The sequence below is a fragment of the Arthrobacter sp. Cza30 genome, assembly GCF_059090765.1.
On sequence record NZ_JBNHGA010000004.1, the window covers coordinates 252593 to 268761 of the forward strand.

12 protein-coding genes and 1 tRNA gene are annotated in these 16169 nt (G+C 69.7%); 6 read left to right on the forward strand and 7 right to left on the reverse strand.

The annotated features are described in order from the left end of the window. Positions 1-62: 62 nt before the first annotated feature. Positions 63-1994 carry an N-acetylglucosamine-specific PTS transporter subunit IIBC gene (nagE, locus tag AC5RVZ_RS14780; RefSeq protein ID WP_494066528.1) on the forward strand — a complete coding sequence of 644 codons (1932 nt, stop codon included), beginning with the start codon at positions 63-65 and terminating at the stop codon, positions 1992-1994. 6 nt (positions 1995-2000) lie between these two features. Here the strand turns inward: nagE and AC5RVZ_RS14785 are convergent, their stop codons facing one another. Beyond that, entirely contained in the window at positions 2001-4013 is a 2013-nt protein-coding gene (locus AC5RVZ_RS14785) for a DUF262 domain-containing protein (RefSeq protein ID WP_494066529.1), read from the reverse strand. A gap of 144 nt (positions 4014-4157) precedes the next feature. Between AC5RVZ_RS14785 and AC5RVZ_RS14790 the strand changes: the two genes are divergently transcribed. Further along, positions 4158-4931, forward strand: a complete 774-nt coding sequence (locus AC5RVZ_RS14790) for a hypothetical protein (protein WP_494066530.1) — start codon at positions 4158-4160, stop codon at positions 4929-4931. A gap of 203 nt (positions 4932-5134) precedes the next feature. Continuing rightward, positions 5135-5638, forward strand: a complete 504-nt coding sequence (locus tag AC5RVZ_RS14795; RefSeq protein ID WP_494066531.1) for a DUF3145 domain-containing protein — start codon at positions 5135-5137, stop codon at positions 5636-5638. 171 nt (positions 5639-5809) lie between these two features. Here AC5RVZ_RS14795 and AC5RVZ_RS14800 read toward each other — a convergent pair whose 3' ends face one another. The 6 genes from AC5RVZ_RS14800 to aceE all read right to left on the reverse strand — a co-directional run bounded on the left by AC5RVZ_RS14800 (position 5810) and on the right by aceE (position 13398). Next, positions 5810-7048, reverse strand: coding sequence for a beta-ketoacyl-[acyl-carrier-protein] synthase family protein (locus tag AC5RVZ_RS14800; RefSeq protein ID WP_494066532.1), 1239 nt, complete (start codon positions 7046-7048; stop codon positions 5810-5812). 58 nt (positions 7049-7106) lie between these two features. After that, positions 7107-7355, reverse strand: coding sequence for an acyl carrier protein (locus AC5RVZ_RS14805; RefSeq protein ID WP_124293295.1), 249 nt, complete (start codon positions 7353-7355; stop codon positions 7107-7109). A gap of 75 nt (positions 7356-7430) precedes the next feature. Continuing rightward, entirely contained in the window at positions 7431-8435 is a 1005-nt protein-coding gene (locus tag AC5RVZ_RS14810) for a beta-ketoacyl-ACP synthase III (RefSeq protein WP_494066533.1), read from the reverse strand. Positions 8436-8446: 11 nt separating this feature from the next. Further along, positions 8447-9358, reverse strand: coding sequence for an ACP S-malonyltransferase (locus AC5RVZ_RS14815; RefSeq protein WP_494066534.1), 912 nt, complete (start codon positions 9356-9358; stop codon positions 8447-8449). Positions 9359-9442: 84 nt separating this feature from the next. Continuing rightward, the gene (locus tag AC5RVZ_RS14820) at positions 9443-10660 is read right to left on the reverse strand and encodes a PucR family transcriptional regulator (RefSeq protein ID WP_494066535.1); all 1218 of its coding nucleotides are present in this window, start codon (positions 10658-10660) and stop codon (positions 9443-9445) included. An 8-nt stretch (positions 10661-10668) separates the two neighbouring features. Beyond that, positions 10669-13398 (reverse strand): pyruvate dehydrogenase (acetyl-transferring), homodimeric type, encoded by a 2730-nt coding sequence (aceE, locus tag AC5RVZ_RS14825; RefSeq protein ID WP_494066536.1) that lies wholly within the window; start codon positions 13396-13398, stop codon positions 10669-10671. Positions 13399-13539: 141 nt separating this feature from the next. Here aceE and AC5RVZ_RS14830 point away from each other — a divergent pair. The 3 genes from AC5RVZ_RS14830 to AC5RVZ_RS14840 all read left to right on the forward strand — a co-directional run bounded on the left by AC5RVZ_RS14830 (position 13540) and on the right by AC5RVZ_RS14840 (position 16168). Further along, a tRNA-Val gene (locus AC5RVZ_RS14830) sits at positions 13540-13613 on the forward strand. 35 nt (positions 13614-13648) lie between these two features. Beyond that, positions 13649-14380, forward strand: coding sequence for a zinc ribbon domain-containing protein (locus tag AC5RVZ_RS14835; RefSeq protein ID WP_494066537.1), 732 nt, complete (start codon positions 13649-13651; stop codon positions 14378-14380). Positions 14381-14437: 57 nt separating this feature from the next. Beyond that, the gene (locus AC5RVZ_RS14840) at positions 14438-16168 is read left to right on the forward strand and encodes a bifunctional 3'-5' exonuclease/DNA polymerase (protein WP_494066538.1); all 1731 of its coding nucleotides are present in this window, start codon (positions 14438-14440) and stop codon (positions 16166-16168) included. Position 16169: the final 1 nt, after the last annotated feature.

The window sequence follows — 16169 nt, forward strand, 5'->3', positions numbered from 1 at the left end:
TGTCCGTGGCGGTGGCGGTTGTGTAACCTCAACGCAGCGACACACCCGCAGGGAGGGGAACGATGAAGTTCTTGCAGCGGCTCGGCCGATCCATCATGCTTCCGGTGGCGGTGCTCCCGGTGGCGGCGATCCTCTCGGGGCTCGGCTACTGGATCAAGTCGGCAGCGGGTGACAATCTCGCCTCGACCTTCCTGAGCGCCGCGGGCGGCTCGCTCCTGGACAACATGGCGCTGCTGTTCGCGGTGGGCATCGCGCTGGGCATGGCGAGCAAGTCCGACGGCACATCCGCTCTCGCGGGCCTGGTCTCGTGGCTCGTGATCACCACCCTCCTCAGGCCCGAGACGGTCGCCTTGTTCCTGGGCGTCGACGACGTCAACGAGGTCGATCCCGCCTTCCTGCGGGTCCAGAACGTCTTCGTCGGCATCATCTGCGGCCTGATCGGCGCGTACTGCTACGACCGCTTCAAGGACACCAAGCTCCCCGACGCGCTGTCGTTCTTCTCCGGCAAGCGCTCGGTCGCGATCGTGACCGCCGGCTTCTCGCTGGTCGTGGCCATCATCCTGTTCTTCGTCTGGCCGTTCGTGTACACCGGCCTCGTGCAGTTCGGCGAGTGGATCGTCACCCTGGGACCCATCGGCACCGGCATCTACGGCTTCCTCAACCGGCTGCTCATCCCCGTGGGCCTGCATCACGCGCTCAACTCGGTGTTCTGGTTCGACGTGGCAGGCATCAACGACCTCAACAACTTCCTGGACGGCGCCGGGACGTACGGCGTCACCGGCCAGTACATGACCGGGTTCTTCCCGGTCATGATGTTCGGCCTCCCCGGCGCGGCGCTTGCGATGTACCTGACGGCCAAGACGACCCGCAAGAAGCTGGCCTACGGCATCCTGCTCTCGGGCGCGATCTCGTCCTTCTTCGTCGGTGTGACCGAACCCCTCGAGTTCGCGTTCATGTTCCTCGCCCCGGTGCTCTACCTTGTGCACGCCGTGTTCATGGGCATCTCGATGGCGATCAGCGCGATCCTCCCGGTGCGGATGGGATTCGGCTTCTCGGGCGGATTCATCGACCTCGTGCTCGGCTGGATGAACCCCATGGCGCAGAACCCGTGGCTGATTCTCGTCATGGGGGTGTTCTGGTTCTTCATCTACTTCGTCGTCTTCTACTTCTTCATCAAGCGCTTCAACCTGAAGACTCCCGGACGCGAAGACGAGGATGTGCTCGAGGCCGGCACGACGGCGGATGCCGACACGAAGGATGCCGCCTACCTGGCCACCGCCGACCGGTTCATCACCGCCCTCGGCGGCAAGGGAAACATCCTCGAACTGGACAACTGCGCCACGCGGCTGCGCATGGAGGTCGGTGACGTCAGCAAGGTGGACGACGCCGCATTGAAGCGTGCCGGTGCGGCGGGCACCATGAAGCCGGGCGGTCGGTCGGTGCAGGTCGTCTACGGGCTCAACGTCCAATTCGTCAAGGACGCCATGGAGCGTCTGATGTCGGGTCAGGCCTCGGTGCCCGACGGCGCGAAGCCGACGGCCGATGACATGGTCGGGGGATCGGCGGTGCAGACGAAGGCACGCCCGGTCACCACGATCACCCTCCGTCAGCCGGTCGAAGGCCGCGTGGTGCCGCTGTCAGAGGTTCCCGACCCCACCTTCGGTCAGGGCATCATGGGTCCCGGTGCGGCGATCGAGCCGACCGGTGACACCGTGATCGCGCCGGCGGATGCCACGGTCGGGGCGACCTTCGACACCGGTCACGCCGTCGCGCTGGTCCTCGAGGACGGCACCGAGCTGCTCATCCACGTCGGCATCGACACGGTGCAGATGAAGGGCGACGGCTTCCGCACCCTCGTGGAGAAGGGTCAGGCGGTCCGTGCCGGCACGCCGCTGCTGCGGTTCGACCCGGCGAGGATCCGCGCGGCGGGGCATCCCACCATCACCGCGGTCGTCGTGCTGAACAACGCCGATGCGCGCATCGACTTCGAATGACGATCGTCACATCGCGTTGCCGATGTAGGAGTACTTGACGAAGACCTCCGGGGCCAGGCCCGCCTCCTCGAGGACGCCCTGCACGGCGCTGAGCATGTAGCTGGAATCCCAGCCCATGTACAGCGAGTGGTCGTCGTCGAGCCGGTCCCACTGCCCGTTCCATGACTGCGCGGTGTAGACGGGGCCGCCACGGCGCCGGCTGTACGCCACGACGGCGTCGCGCGCATCGGCCCACAGTCGCTTGAACACCCGATTGAACAGGTGCTTGACGTCGTAGACCTCCCAGTGCTCGCCGCAGTACTCCACGTACGACCACTCCCGGTGCCAGCCGGCAGGCCACCCCCTCCGACGGATGGCGTCGAGGATGGGCGTGAGCCCGTCGTCGTCGATGAGCGACGCGCTCGCGCGGCGCCACACCTCGAGGAACCGTGCGGTGAGCTGCGTCGTGCGGGCCGCTATCGCCGCGGTTCCCCACGCGTCGACGGAGGCCAACTCCGATGTCGTGGGCACCGCGCTGCGCGCGTAGAGCGATCGCTTCTCGGGGAACGACCGATCCAGCGCGCGAAGAGCCAGGTCCTCCTCCAGCACAGCGAGATTGCCGATCGTCTTGGCCAGCGCGCGGTGGCTGTTCTGTTCGTCGTCGGAGTACGAGGCCCACTCGCGGACGCCGTCGCCCGACCAGGAATCGCTCGGTGCAAGCGGGAAGATGTGCTCGATGCCGACGTCCGCGGTGTCGTCGAGACCGGCGATGCGGGCCAGGATGTAGCGGGCGTGGGGGAGCTCGGAGTACTTGAGCGCGACGCTGACACGCTCGTCCGACGGGGTGATCCGCGAGACCGCCGTGACGAGGGCATCGAAGCCCTCCTCGCGGGCTCGGCAGAGGCGGGCTACCAGACGCTCCGTGCCGATCCCGACGACGGAGCGTCGCACGAGGAGCGACTGCACCAGCTCGAGCGTCTGAAGCAGCTCGTCGCGATCGATCCTCCCCAGCTCGAAGTCGCGGTAGCTGCGCATGACCAGCGGATACATGACGGTGCCGAAAGTGTTGAGGTACGCGAGGTGGCGGCCGATCTCGGCATCCGTCGCCTCGCTCGGCACGAGCAGCGTTCGGTAGACGTGGGCCAGCGCCCGCCACTCCTCGGCATGGGCGACGAGCTCGGTGAGCTCCAGGCGCGGGAAGCGCTGACGGAAGGCGTCGTACACGCCACGTCCGCCGACGACGGTGACCTCCCGCCCCGTGGTCATCACGAGGTACTGGCGCCAGAAATCGGCGATCGAATCGCCCGTGCTCTGCTCGATCGGCTGCCAGAACTGCGCTTCGATCTCGCGCTGCTCGGCGTGCGACAGCCCCATCAGCACGTAGTTGTGGATCAGCTCATGGTCACGCAGCGGCTCGCCGGTGGAGTTGAGGCTCTCGAAGATCTGCTGCGCATTGGCGCCCGCTCCGAGTGTGATGGCGACATGCTCGAGCTTCTGCAGACCGCGCCATATCCGCGGCGCCTCCTCGAGGCTGATCTGACTGCGGAAGAACGCGTAGTTGTCGTCGAAGCGGGAATCGCGCTCCTGGCCGGCGGGAAGCGGAAGGTCCAAGACGACGCGCTCGAAGACCTCCGCCCAGGCACGGTGCGGACGCAGCTTCGTTCGCGTCGGATCGTCCGAGTGGACCAGGACGCGCGCGAGCTCATCGGCGAGGGCCGGATCCGCCTCCCGGACGGTGTGATGGAGGGCTGCCACGAGCAGCATGAGGGTCGTCGTGCGCTGCTGCCCGTCGATGAGGACGAGTTCCCGGCCGTCGCCGTCTCTGCCGTCGCTTGCGGAAGAGAGGATGGATCCGATGAAGTGCATGCGACGATCGTCCAGATCGGCGACGGCGCGGATGTCCGCGAGAAGCTGCTCGCAGCCTCCGATGTCCCACCGATACTGCCGCTGGTAGACCGGGACCACGATCGTCCAGTCGGAACCGGAGAGCCATCCGATCGTGTTGACAGCGCTTGCGTCGACATTCGTGGCGTTCACCATGGCTCATTCAGTCTATGCGGGCCGGTCTCCACGGCGACCGCGCACCGCCGCGCCCCCCAGGACCGGCGAGCGCGCCGAGGTAGGCTTGCCTAAGTTGAGCCTGTTAAAACGTGCTGGCTCACTGACCGAAAGGCATGATTCGTCATGGGTTACATCAAGTCCGCCGCTCTGGAAGAGACCGGCTACGTCGTCCTCGACCGCTACAACCAGGAGCTCGACCCCAAGGAGTGGCTCGACCTCGAGTACAACGACTGGAAGTCCTCGGGCGACACGCGCTTCGCGCCACTGGCGAGCGCGTTCGGCGAGATCGAGTGCAACGGCTTCTGGAACCACAAGCCGCCGCGCACGGACAAGGACGGCGTCTGGATCCCGTCGCAGGTCGAGAAGGCGCCGAACCTGGTGCGCCGCGCCCAGGAGCCGGGCGCGAACGTGGGACGCTGCCGGGTCATCGAGCTGCAGCCGACCCCCTACGGCGAGTGCCTGTACAACCTCCACCAGGACGACAACAACCGCCTGAATCCCGACGGCACCGGTTGGGTGGTCCGCGGCTTCTTCAACCTGACGGACGACAAGGACAGCTTCTTCGTACTCCGCGAGAACCGCACCGACCCCCAGGGTGAGGTGCGCATCGCGCTTCCGGCCGGCGCACAGCTCATCATCGACACGCAGCGCCTGTGGCATGCCGCCACTCACGTCGGAACCGAGCCCCGCTACTGCCTCATCACGTCCTGGACGTCGGGCCCCGAGCTCGACGCGTACATCGAGAAGTACAACGGTGTGAACCGCGTGGAGAGCGTCGAGGTGCCCCAGGACGTCCTCGACGCCGGGTACGCGGAGCAGGCTCGCAGGGACGCCGCCCGTGCCGCGTACTACGCGGCCAAGGGTCAGGCCGAGGTCCGCGCGATGAGCGAGGCCTGAGTCACCGCCTCCCTCGAGGGCCCCTGTCCCGAGTGGACAGGGGCCCTCTGTTCGCACGTCGGCGGGGAGGGCGGAAACGGATCGCGAATGACAGCCTTGTGATTCGGGGCGTCGACGGGTCATAATGGCCGCAGCACAACCGAACAGCACGCCGTGAGCCGGTCAGGTCGTAGGGGAAGACGTACCTGACGAACGGAGAGATCATGGCGACACCACAAGCGCGTGGAGTGATCTTCATTCACTCCGCGCCGCGAGCGTTGTGCCCCCACCTGGAGTGGGCGGTAGGGCGCGTCCTCGGGCGTGCTGTCAACTTCGAGTGGGCCGACCAGCCGGTGCTCGGCGGCAGCCGCCGGTCGGAGTTCTACTGGGAGGGACCCGCCGGCACCGGGGCGGCTTTGGCGACCGCGATCCGCGGGTGGGAGCACCTGCGCTTCGAAGTGACCGAGGATCCCACACCCCGCAGCGACGGCGGCCGCTGGCTGCACACGCCGGGCCTGGGCATCCACTACGCGCAGACCGACAGCGCCGGCAACGTCGTCGTCGGCGAGGACCGCATCCGCTATGCGATGGAGATCGCCGGCGCGGATGCGATGGAGCTGCACCGCGAGCTGCAGGTCGCTCTCGGCGCGGCGTGGGACGAGGAGCTCGAACCGTTCCGCCACGCGAGCGACGAAGCACCCGTCGTGTGGCTGCACAAGGTCGGCTGACCCCGCACATCACGCGAGCACAGCCCCCACACGAGGGCGGAGCGAGGCGCCACTACCGAGGCTCGGAGGCCGATGATCCCGGGCCGCGGGACCGCGAATCACCGCCTGACACGACAGACGCCCCCGGAGCGGAGAACCCGCTCCGGGGGCGTCCTGGGTGTGCGCTGCGACTCAGACGGATGCGAATGCGGCGACGGCGTTGTGGCCGCCGAAGCCGAACGAGTTGCTGATCGCCAGGTGGTCGCCGGCGGGCAGAGGCGTCGGGCTGCCCGAGATGCAGAAGGGGACTTCGGGGTCCTGCGTGGTGATGTTGATCGTCGGGGGAGCGACGCGGTCACGAAGCGCGAGCACCGTGAAGATGGCCTCGAGGGCGCCGGTTCCTCCCAGCAGGTGCCCCGTGGAGGCCTTGGTCGCCGACACGGGGATCTCGTCGATGCGGTCGCCGAACACCGCCTTGAGCGCGGTGTACTCGTTGGGGTCGCCCACCGGGGTCGAGGTGGCGTGCGCGTTGATGTGCGTGACGTCGTCGGGAGAGGCGTCCGCCATCTCCAGCGCCATGCGGACGGCGCGCGCGGCGCCCAGGCCCTCCGGGTCGTTCGCGGTGATGTGGTACGAATCGGCCGTGACGCCCCCGCCGACGACGCTCGCGTAGATCTTGGCGCCGCGTGCCTTCGCGTGCTCCTCTGTCTCGAGGATCAGCACGCCGGCGCCCTCGCCCATGACGAAGCCGTCGCGGTCGACGCTGCACGGGCGGGATGCGGTGGCCGGGTCGTCGTTGCGTCGCGAGAGCGCCTGCATCGACGCGAAGGCGGCGACCGTGATGGGGTGGACCGCCGACTCGGTGCCGCCGGCGATCACCACGTCGGCGTAGCCGGCGCGCAGGTGCTCGACCGCGTTCACGATGGACTCGGTGCTCGATGCGCAGGCGCTGGCCACCGTGCGCGCGTAGGCACGCGCGTTGAAGTGCAGCGAGAGATTGCCCGCCGCGGCGTTCGGCATGAGCATCGGCACGGTCATCGGCATGACGCGCCGCGGCCCCTTCTCACGCAGCGTGTCCCATGCATCCAGCAGCGTCCATACACCGCCGATTCCCGTCGCGAAGTCCACGCCCAGACGCTCGGGCGCCACATCGGGGCTGCCGGCGTCGGCCCACGCCTCGAGCGCTGCCACCATGGCGAACTGCGATGCGGGGTCCAGGCGCTTGGCGACGGGACGCTCCAGCACGGTGTCGGGACGCACCTTCGCCTGTGCGGCGAAGGTGACGGGCAGCTGATACTTCTCGACCCAGTCGTACTCAAGGGTCCGGGCTCCGGAGGCGCCCTCGAGCAGTGCGGACCAGCTCTCGGGTGCCGTGCCTCCGATGGGCGACGAGGCCCCGATGCCGGTGACGACGATGCGGGAGTTGCTCATGCGTTCGTGATCCCTCGTGGGTTCGCCGGTGGGGGCCGGAGCCCCCACCGCTGGGTTGTCACGCCTGGTTCGACGTGATGTAGGTGACGGCGTCGCCGACGGTCTTGAGGTTCTTGACCTCGTCGTCGGGGATGGTGACGCCGAACTTCTCCTCGGCGTTGACGACGATCGTCATCATCGAGATCGAGTCGATGTCGAGGTCGTCGGTGAACGACTTCTCGAGCGCGACCTCGTCGGCCGAGATGCCGGTCTCGTCGGTGATGAGCTCCGCCAGTCCGGCGAGGACCTCGTCGTTGGTGAATGCCATTGTCTCTCCTGTTTTCTTCGGGGGAACGTGGGCCCGGGCGGACCGGGTCTCAGTTTAGGGTCGGCCGTCGCGGCGTCAGGGAAGGACGATCACCTGCGCGCCGAAGACGAGGCCCGCGCCGAAGCCGATCTGCAGCGCCAGGCCGCCGCTGAGCTCCGGGTGCTCCTCGAGCAGGCGATGCGTCGCGAGGGGGATGGACGCGGCCGAGGTGTTGCCCGTGGTCTCGATGTCACGCCCGATCACGACGGTGTCGGGAAGCTTCAGCTGCTTGGCGAACTCGTCGATGATGCGCATGTTGGCCTGGTGCGGGATGAACGCGGCGAGGTCGGATGCCTCGACGCCGGCCGCCTCGAGCGCCTGACGTGCGACCTTGACCATCTCCCACACCGCCCAGCGGAAGACCGTGGGGCCCTCCTGCCGAAGCGTCGGCCACGGCGCCGCGCCGTCACGGAATTCGGTGAGGGTGTGGTTCATCCCCACCGCGTCCGCCTTCGAGCCGTCGGACCCCCACACCGTGGGGCCGATCCCCGGAGTGTCGCTCGGCCCGACGACGACCGCGCCGGCACCGTCGCCGAGCAGGAACGAGATGCTCCGGTCGGTCGGGTCGACGATGTCGCTGAGCTTCTCGGCGCCGACGACGACGGCATAGTGGGCGACTCCGCCGCGGATCAGGGCATCGGCCTGCGCGACGGCGTACGCGAAGCCGGCGCACGCGGCGTTCACGTCGTACGCGGCGGCCGGGTTGGCGCCGATGCGGTCCGCCACGATCGCAGACACCGACGGCGTCTGCTTCGGGTTGCTGACCGTCGCGACGATCACGGCGTCGATCTCGGACGCGGCGACGCCGGAGCGTTCGACCGCCTCGCGGGCGGCATCCGTCGCCAGGTCGATGGCGTCGGTCTCGGGCACCGCGCGGACGCGGGTGACGATGCCGGTGCGCTGACGGATCCACTCGTCGCTCGAGTCGATCGGGCCGACGAGTTCCTCGTTCGGCACGGCGATCTCGCCCCGGGCGGCGCCGTACGAGTAGATGCGCGTGTGCGCCGGACCGATGGGCTGGACGAGAGAGGGGGTGGTCATGGGATCTCCGGTCATGCGTGGGCGTCGACCAGCGCGCGGGCCGCGCCGAGGTCGTCGGGGGTCTTGACGGCGACGGTGGGCACACCCCGCAGGGCGCGCTTGGCGAGCCCGGTGAGCGTGCCTGCCGGAGCCAGCTCCACGATGCCCGAGACGCCCGCGTCCGCGAAAGAGCTCATGCACCGGTCCCACCGCACGGGCGAGGCGACCTGATCCACGAGGGCGTCGACGATCTCGCGGCCGGAGGTGAGAGCGGCGCCGTCGCGGTTGGTCCACACGGTGACGCGCGGGTCGGACGCGTGCACCCGGGAGGCGGCTCCTCGCAGCGTCTCGACGGCGGGCCGCATGTACTCGGTGTGGAAGGCGCCGGCCACCTGGAGCGGAATGACCCTCGTACCGGCGACGGGGTCGGCCGCGAGGGCCTGCAGCGCTTCGACGGCGCCGGCGACGACCAGCTGTCCGCCGCCGTTGTAGTTGGCAGGCGTCAGGCCGAGTTCGTCGAGGCGGGCGAGAACGGATGCCTCGTCTCCGCCGATCACCGCGCTCATCCCGGTCTGGGCGGACGTCGCCGCTTCGGCCATCGCCCGTCCGCGAAGGCCCACCAGCCTGAGAGCGTCCTCCTCGCTGAGCACGCCGGCCGCCGCGGCGGCGGCGAACTCGCCGACGGAGTGTCCGGCGACCCCGCCCACGGCGTCGCGGTCGTCCAGCGCGTTCCAGGAGAGCAGGCTCGCCGCGACGATGAGCGGCTGTGCGACCTGGGTGTCGCGGATGCGGTCGGCGTCCCACTCGGTCCCGGCGGCCACGAGGTCCACGCCCGACCATTCGGAGTACTGCGCCAGACGGTCGGCGGCGCCGTCGAGCCCGAGCCAGGGGGAGAGGAACCCGGGGGACTGTGAGCCCTGCCCGGGGAAGACCGCGATTTTCACCGTTCCATCCTTCCAAGGATCAACCGACGGATTCTGGCGATCCCGTCACAGAAATCGGGCATTGGTTTGTGCGTGGCGCACAGGTCAGAGGTGCGTGCGGCGCATCGGGGTGCGTCGGCGGCTGGCATCCGAGCCGATGGAGCCCAGGATGAGCGCGGTCTGCAGGATGAGGGCCTCACGGGGACCGGTCGCATCCCACCCGATGACCTCGGAGACGCGCTTGAGGCGATACCGGACAGTGTTCGGATGCACGAACAGCTCCCGCGCGGTGGCCTCGAGAGAGCGCCCGTTGTCGAGATACGCCCACAGCGTCGAGACCAGGTCGGCGCTGTGGGACTGCAGGGGCCGGTAGATGCGCTCGACGAGCGTCTGCTTGGCGAGCGGATCGCCGGCCAGTGCCCGCTCGGGGAGCAGGTCGTCGGCCTCGACCGGCCGCGGCGCGTGGCGCCATGCCCGTGCCACCGCGAAGCCGGCCAGCGCGGCTCGCGCGCTCTGGCTCGCATCCACGAGCGCCGGAACCGTCGGCCCCAGGACCAGGTGTCCCGTGCCGAACCCGGGTTCGAGCCGCTTGGCGATCTCCGCGAACGGAAGATCGACCGCGGTGTCGTCCGAGCGGCCGCTCAGCTCGGCGCGCCCGACCACGAGCACAAGGCGTGATCCCTGCACGCCGATCAGCACGTCCACGCCGAGCTTGCGCGCGGTGCGGCGCAGCTGGTCCACGTCGAACTGCGGCGGCGTGGTGCCCACGAGGACGGCGACCTCGCCGTGGCCGTGCCAGCCGAGGGCCGCGATGCGGCTGGGAAGCTCCTCATCGGCTTCGCCGGTGAGGATCGAGTCGACCACCAGCGCCTCCAGACGCGCGTCCCACAGTCCGCGTGCCTCGGCGGCGCGCGCGTACACGTCGGCCGCCGCGAAGGCGACCTCGCGCGAGTAGAGCAGGATGGCTTCGCGCAGGTGCTCGCCTCGACCGGCGACCCGCTCCTCGGTGACCTCGACGGTCACGCGAATCAGCTGGAGGGTCTGCTGCAGGCTGACGCTGCGCAGCAGCTCCCGCGGCGCGGCGGCGAAGATGTCCGCCGCGATCCACGGGGTGGACTCGGGGTCGTCGTACCACTGGATGAACGACGTGATGCCGGCCTGCGCCACCAGCCCGACGGCGGAGCGTCGGGCCGGTGGCATCTCGGCGTACCAGGGAAGCGTCTCCTCGAGCCGCTTGATCGTGACGGTCGCGAGGTCGCCCGAGATCCGTCGCAGCCAAGCGAGGGTCTCGGACTTGTCCATCGCGTCGATCGCGCCGGGCATCGCTGGGGTCAGCTCTCGCCGCCCGCGTTCCCGCTGGTGCCCGCCGTCACGTCGTGCAGCCGGTACTTCTCGATGGCCTTCACCGCCAGGTCGCGATCGACCGCGCCCTCGGCCGCGAGGGCCTGCAGCGTGCGCACCACGATGGACGGACCGTCGATCTTGAAGAAGCGGCGGGCGGCGGGACGGGTGTCGGAGAAACCGAAGCCCTCGGCGCCCAGCGTGGCGAAGTTGTGCTGCACCCAGGGCCGGATCTGGTCCTGGACGGCGTGCATGTAGTCGCTCACCGCCACGACCGGGCCGGGAGTGCCGGCGAGCTTCTGCGTGATGTACGCGGTGCGCGGCTCCTGGTCGGGGTGGAGGAAGTTGTGCTCATCGGCGGCGAGCCCGTCGCGGCGCAGCTCCGTCCACGACGTCACCGACCACACGTCGGCGTACACGCCCCAGTCCTCCCGCAGCAGCTGCTGCGCTTCCAGCGCCCACGGCACGCCGACGCCCGACGCGAGGATCTGCGCGCGCGGCCCGTCGCCTTCGGACAGCGAGATGCGGTGGATGCCGCGCACGATCCCCTCGACGTCGACGCCTTCGGGCTCCGCCGGCTGCACGAGGGGCTCGTTGTAGACGGTCAGGTAGTACATGACATTCGGGTCGGGGTGGTTCCCGCCGTACATCCGCTCGATGCCCGACCGGACGATGTGGGCGATCTCGTACCCGTAGGCCGGGTCGTACGAGATCGTCGCCGGGTTGGTCGAGGCCAGCAGCGGCGAGTGGCCGTCGGCGTGCTGCAGGCCCTCGCCGGTCAGCGTCGTGCGCCCAGCGGTCGCGCCGATGATGAAGCCGCGTGCCATCTGGTCGCCCGCGGCCCAGAACGCGTCGCCGGTCCGCTGGTAGCCGAACATCGAGTAGAAGACGTACACCGGGATCAGCGGCTCGCCGTGCGTGGCGTACGAGGTCCCGGCCGCGGTGAATGCCGCCGCAGCACCGGCCTCGTTGATGCCGACGTGCATGATCTGGCCCTGCGGGCTCTCCTTATAGGCCAGGAGCAGCTCGCGGTCCACCGACGTGTAGTTCTGGCCGTGCGGGTTGTAGATCTTCGCGGTCGGGAAGTACGCGTCCATGCCGAACGTGCGGGCCTCGTCCGGGATGATCGGCACGATGCGGTGACCGAAGCCCTTCGCGCGGAGTAGGTCCTTCAGCAGGCGCACGAACGCCATCGTCGTGGCGATCTCCTGGGTGCCGGAGCCCTTCTTCGGCAGCGCGTACGCGTCGTCGCCCGGAAGGTCCAGCCCCACGTGGTGGGAGCGGCGCTCGGGCAGGAAGCCGCCCAGGTCGCGACGCCGCTCCAGCATGTACTGGATCGTCTCGTCCTGCGCGCCGGGGTTGTAGTACGGCGGCAGGTACGGGTTCTCCTCGAGCTGCGCGTCCGAGATCGGGATGCGCATCGAGTCGCGGAAGTACTTCAGGTCCTGCAGCGTCATCTTCTTCATCTGGTGGGTCGCGTTGCGGCCCTCGAAGTGGTGACCGAGGCCGTAGCCCTTGATGGTCTTGGCCAGGATGACGGTGGGCTGGCCCTTGTGCTCGACGGCGGCCTTGTAGGCCGCGTAGACCTTGCGGTAGTCCAGACCGCCGCGGCGGAGCTTGCCCCAGATGTCCTCGTCGGACCAGTCCTTCACCAGGGCTGCCGTGCGCTCGTCGCGGCCGAAGAAGTGCTCGCGGATGAAAGCGCCGTCCTCGGCGCGGTAGGTCTGGAAGTCGCCGTCGGGCGTGGTGTTCATCAGGTGCACGAGGGCGCCCTCGGTGTCCTTGGCGAGCAGCTCGTCCCAGCCGCTGCCCCAGACCACCTTGATGACGTTCCAGCCGGCGCCGCGGAAGAAGCTCTCGAGCTCCTGGATGATCTTGCCGTTGCCGCGCACCGGCCCGTCCAGGCGCTGCAGGTTGCAGTTGATCACGAAGGTGAGGTTGTCCAGGCCCTCGTTCGCGGCGACCTGAAGCTGGCCCCGGCTCTCCACCTCGTCCATCTCGCCGTCGCCGAGGAAGGCCCACACGTGCGAGTCGGACAGGTCCTTGATCCCGCGGTTGGTGAGGTACTTGTTCGTCATCGCCTGGTAGATGGCGTTGATCGGACCGAGACCCATCGAGACCGTCGGGAACTGCCAGTACTCCGGCATGAGCCGGGGGTGCGGGTACGAGGGCAGACCCACCGGCGCCTTGGACTTCTCCTGTCGGAAGCCGTCGAGCTGGTCCTCGCTCAGGCGTCCCTCGAGGAACGACCGCGCATAGATGCCGGGTGAGGCGTGCCCCTGGATGAAGACCTGGTCCCCGCCATGCGGGTCGTCCAGTCCCCGGAAGAAGTGGTTGAAGCCCACCTCGTACAGGGACGCCGAGGATGCGTAGGTGGAGATGTGCCCGCCCACGCCGATGCCGGGACGCTGCGCGCGGTGCACCGTGATGGCCGCATTCCACCGGATCCACCGGCGGTACCGCCGCTCGAGCTCCTCGTCGCCGGGGAACTCGGGCTCGTTCTCCGGCGCGATGGTGTTGATGTAGTCCGTCGTCGGGACCTGCGGCACGTTCAGGTGCAGCTCCCGCGAGGTCTGCAGCAAGCTGAGCATGATCTCGCGGCCACGGCCGTGGCCCTTCGCCTGCACGAGCTGCTGCAGGGATTCCTGCCACTCGGCGGTCTCGTCGGGATCGCTGTCGAGGGGGTCCTGCGAGTAGGGATCCTGATCGTTGACAGTCACAGAAGACCTTTCTTCATCTGGCAGATCGTGCCAGGGATTCGCGAGCGGCACGGCCCGGAGCTTGTCTGCCCGGCACAACGCACCGCCTTCCAGCCTAGCGAGTCCCGAAACTCCGGGACGCACCTCATAGACTGACGGCACGGGCCTATAGCTCAGTCGGCTAGAGCACCTCGTTTACACCGAGGGGGTCGGGAGTTCGAGTCTCTCTGGGCCCACACGACCTCTTCCTCCCGGCGGTAGGTTGGGATGCGTGAAAGCCAGCCCCGCCGATCAGCAGCGCCTCGTGGAGGTCGCCGCCCTGGACACGCGCATCCGTCAGGCCGACAACGCCCGGAAGAACCCGCCGCAGGCCGGTCGCGTGCAGGAGCTGCTCGCTCGGAGGCAGCAGCTCACGCAGGAGCTGACCGCACGCCTGGGCGTGCGTGACGACCTGCGGGCGGAGCTCGCGCGGATCGAATCCGACGTCGCTGTCGTGGACGCCCGCCATGCCCGCGACGCGGAGCGGCTGGCCGCGTCCACCAACGCCAAGGAGGCACAGGGCTTCGAGAGCGAGCTGGCGGCGCTCGTGCGCCGCAAGGCGGACCTCGAGGACGCCGAGCTCGCCGTCATGGAGCGCCTGGAGGCGGCTGAGGCGGCCGTCGCTGAGCAGGAGGCCCTGATCGCCGCCACCAACGCCGAGGGCGCCGAGCTCAGCGCAGACGGCAAGCGCGCCGTCGCCGAGGCGAACGCCGCCTTCGAGGGGGCCACCCGGGACCGGTCCGCCGTCGCGGCGACGCTTCCGGGCGACCTGCTCTCGCTGTACGAGAAGCTGGCGCAGCGCACCCCCGGCGCGGCCTATCTGCGCCGCCGCACGTGCGAAGGCTGTCACATGGTGCTCTCGGGCACAGACCTCAACGCGCTGCGCCGGGCGGCCGAGGACGACGTGGTGACGTGTCCCGAGTGCGGCTGCATCCTGGTCCGCGACGGCGAATCCGGGCTGTGAGCATCCGGTCGGCCTTCGAGGTCGACCGATGCGAGCGCGGCGACCGGGAGCTCTACGATGGATGATGCGGGAGGGCCCGGCTGGGTGGTGCTCGGCCGCTCACGTGCGGGCGTGGTCGCCGCGATGCTGGACGCGAGCGGTGCCGAGGTCAGCCGGGAGTCGATCGCCGATCAGGGACTCGCCGGGTGGGTGGCTCACGCCGAGTCGGCATGGGGACCGCGCTGGGTCTGGCACGACACGCCGCAGTGGTACGCGCCGCTCCTCGCCGATGGCGTGCGCGTGGCGCGATGCCACGACCTGCGTCTGAGTCACGCGATCCTCGCTTCGTCGGCCGCCGTTCCGGCCGACGCGGCGGTGCGCGGTGCGAGCGCATGGGATGCATCCGGGGGACCGCGCGGCGAGGGGTGGGCGCCCGCGCTGTTCGAGCTCGAGGACGTCCCGGCTTCGGCGGGGCCGCCGGCGAACCTCGAGGCGGCGCTCGAGGAGCTGCAGCGCCAGCAGGTCGCGATCGCGGCGAGCGCCGACCCCGGGCGGATGCGACTGCTCGTCGCCGCCGAGTCGGCCGGAGCGCTGATCGCTGCGGAGCTTCACGCGGCGGGACTTCCCTGGGATGCCGCCGAGCACGACCGCATCCTCACCGACGTGCTGGGGGAGCGGCCCCCTGGCGGGGGACCGCCGGCCAAGCTCGCCGCGGCCGCCGCACGGGTGCGGGAATCGCTGGGCGACCCGGCCGTGACCCTGGACTCGCAGCCCAAGCTGCTGCGCGCACTCCACCGCGCCGGGGTGCTCGTGGAGAGCACGAGCCGCTGGGAGCTCGCGCGGCACCGGCATCCGGCCGTGCCGCCGCTGCTGGAGTACAAGAAGCTCGCTCGGCTGCAGTCGGCCAACGGCTGGTCGTGGCTGGAGGAGTGGGTCGCCGGCGGCCGGTTCCGGCCGGTCTACGTCCCCGGTGGCGTCGTCACCGGCCGGTGGGCGTCATCGGGAGGCGGCGCGCTCCAGCTGCCCCGACAGCTGCGCGCCGCGGTCCGGGCGGATCCGGGATGGCGGCTGGTGGTCGCAGACGTCGCGCAGCTGGAGCCGCGGGTGCTCGCCGCGATCTCCGGAGACCTTTCCCTGGCCGAGGCGGCTCGTGGCCGAGACCTGTATGCGGGAATCGTGGACGGCGGAGTGCTCGCCGACCGGTCCGAGGCGAAGGTCGCCCTCCTCGGCGCGATGTACGGAGCGACCTCTGGCGACAGCGGCCGGCTCGTGCCGCGTCTGCGGCGGGCGTTCCCGCGCGCGATGGCGCTCGTCGACGAGGCCGCCCGCGTCGGCGAAGACGGCGGCACCGTCTCCACGTGGCTCGGGCGCAGCTCGCCGCCGCCGACGCAGGCATGGCGCGACCTGCAGTCCCGCGCCACGGGTGCGGACGCCTCCGACGCCGACGAGTCGCGGGCCCGCCGGCACGCCCGCGACCGCGGCCGCTTCACCCGGAACTTCGTCGTGCAGGGCACGGCCGCGGAGTGGGCTCTGGCGTGGCTGGCCGACCTGCGTATCCGGCTCGCCGCCATGTCGCCGGTGGACGGCGCGGATGCCGCGCCGCGGTCGGGGCCGGTCTTCCAGGGGCGACCGCACCTGGCGCTGTTCCTCCATGACGAGGTCATCGTGCACACCCCGGCCGTGCACGCGGATGCCGCGGCACGCGCCGTGCAGGAGGCGGCGGACGCCGCCGGCCGCCTGCTGTTCGGGACGTTCCCGATCGACTTCCGCTTGGACGTGCGCATCACCGACACGGCCGCGAAGGACTGAC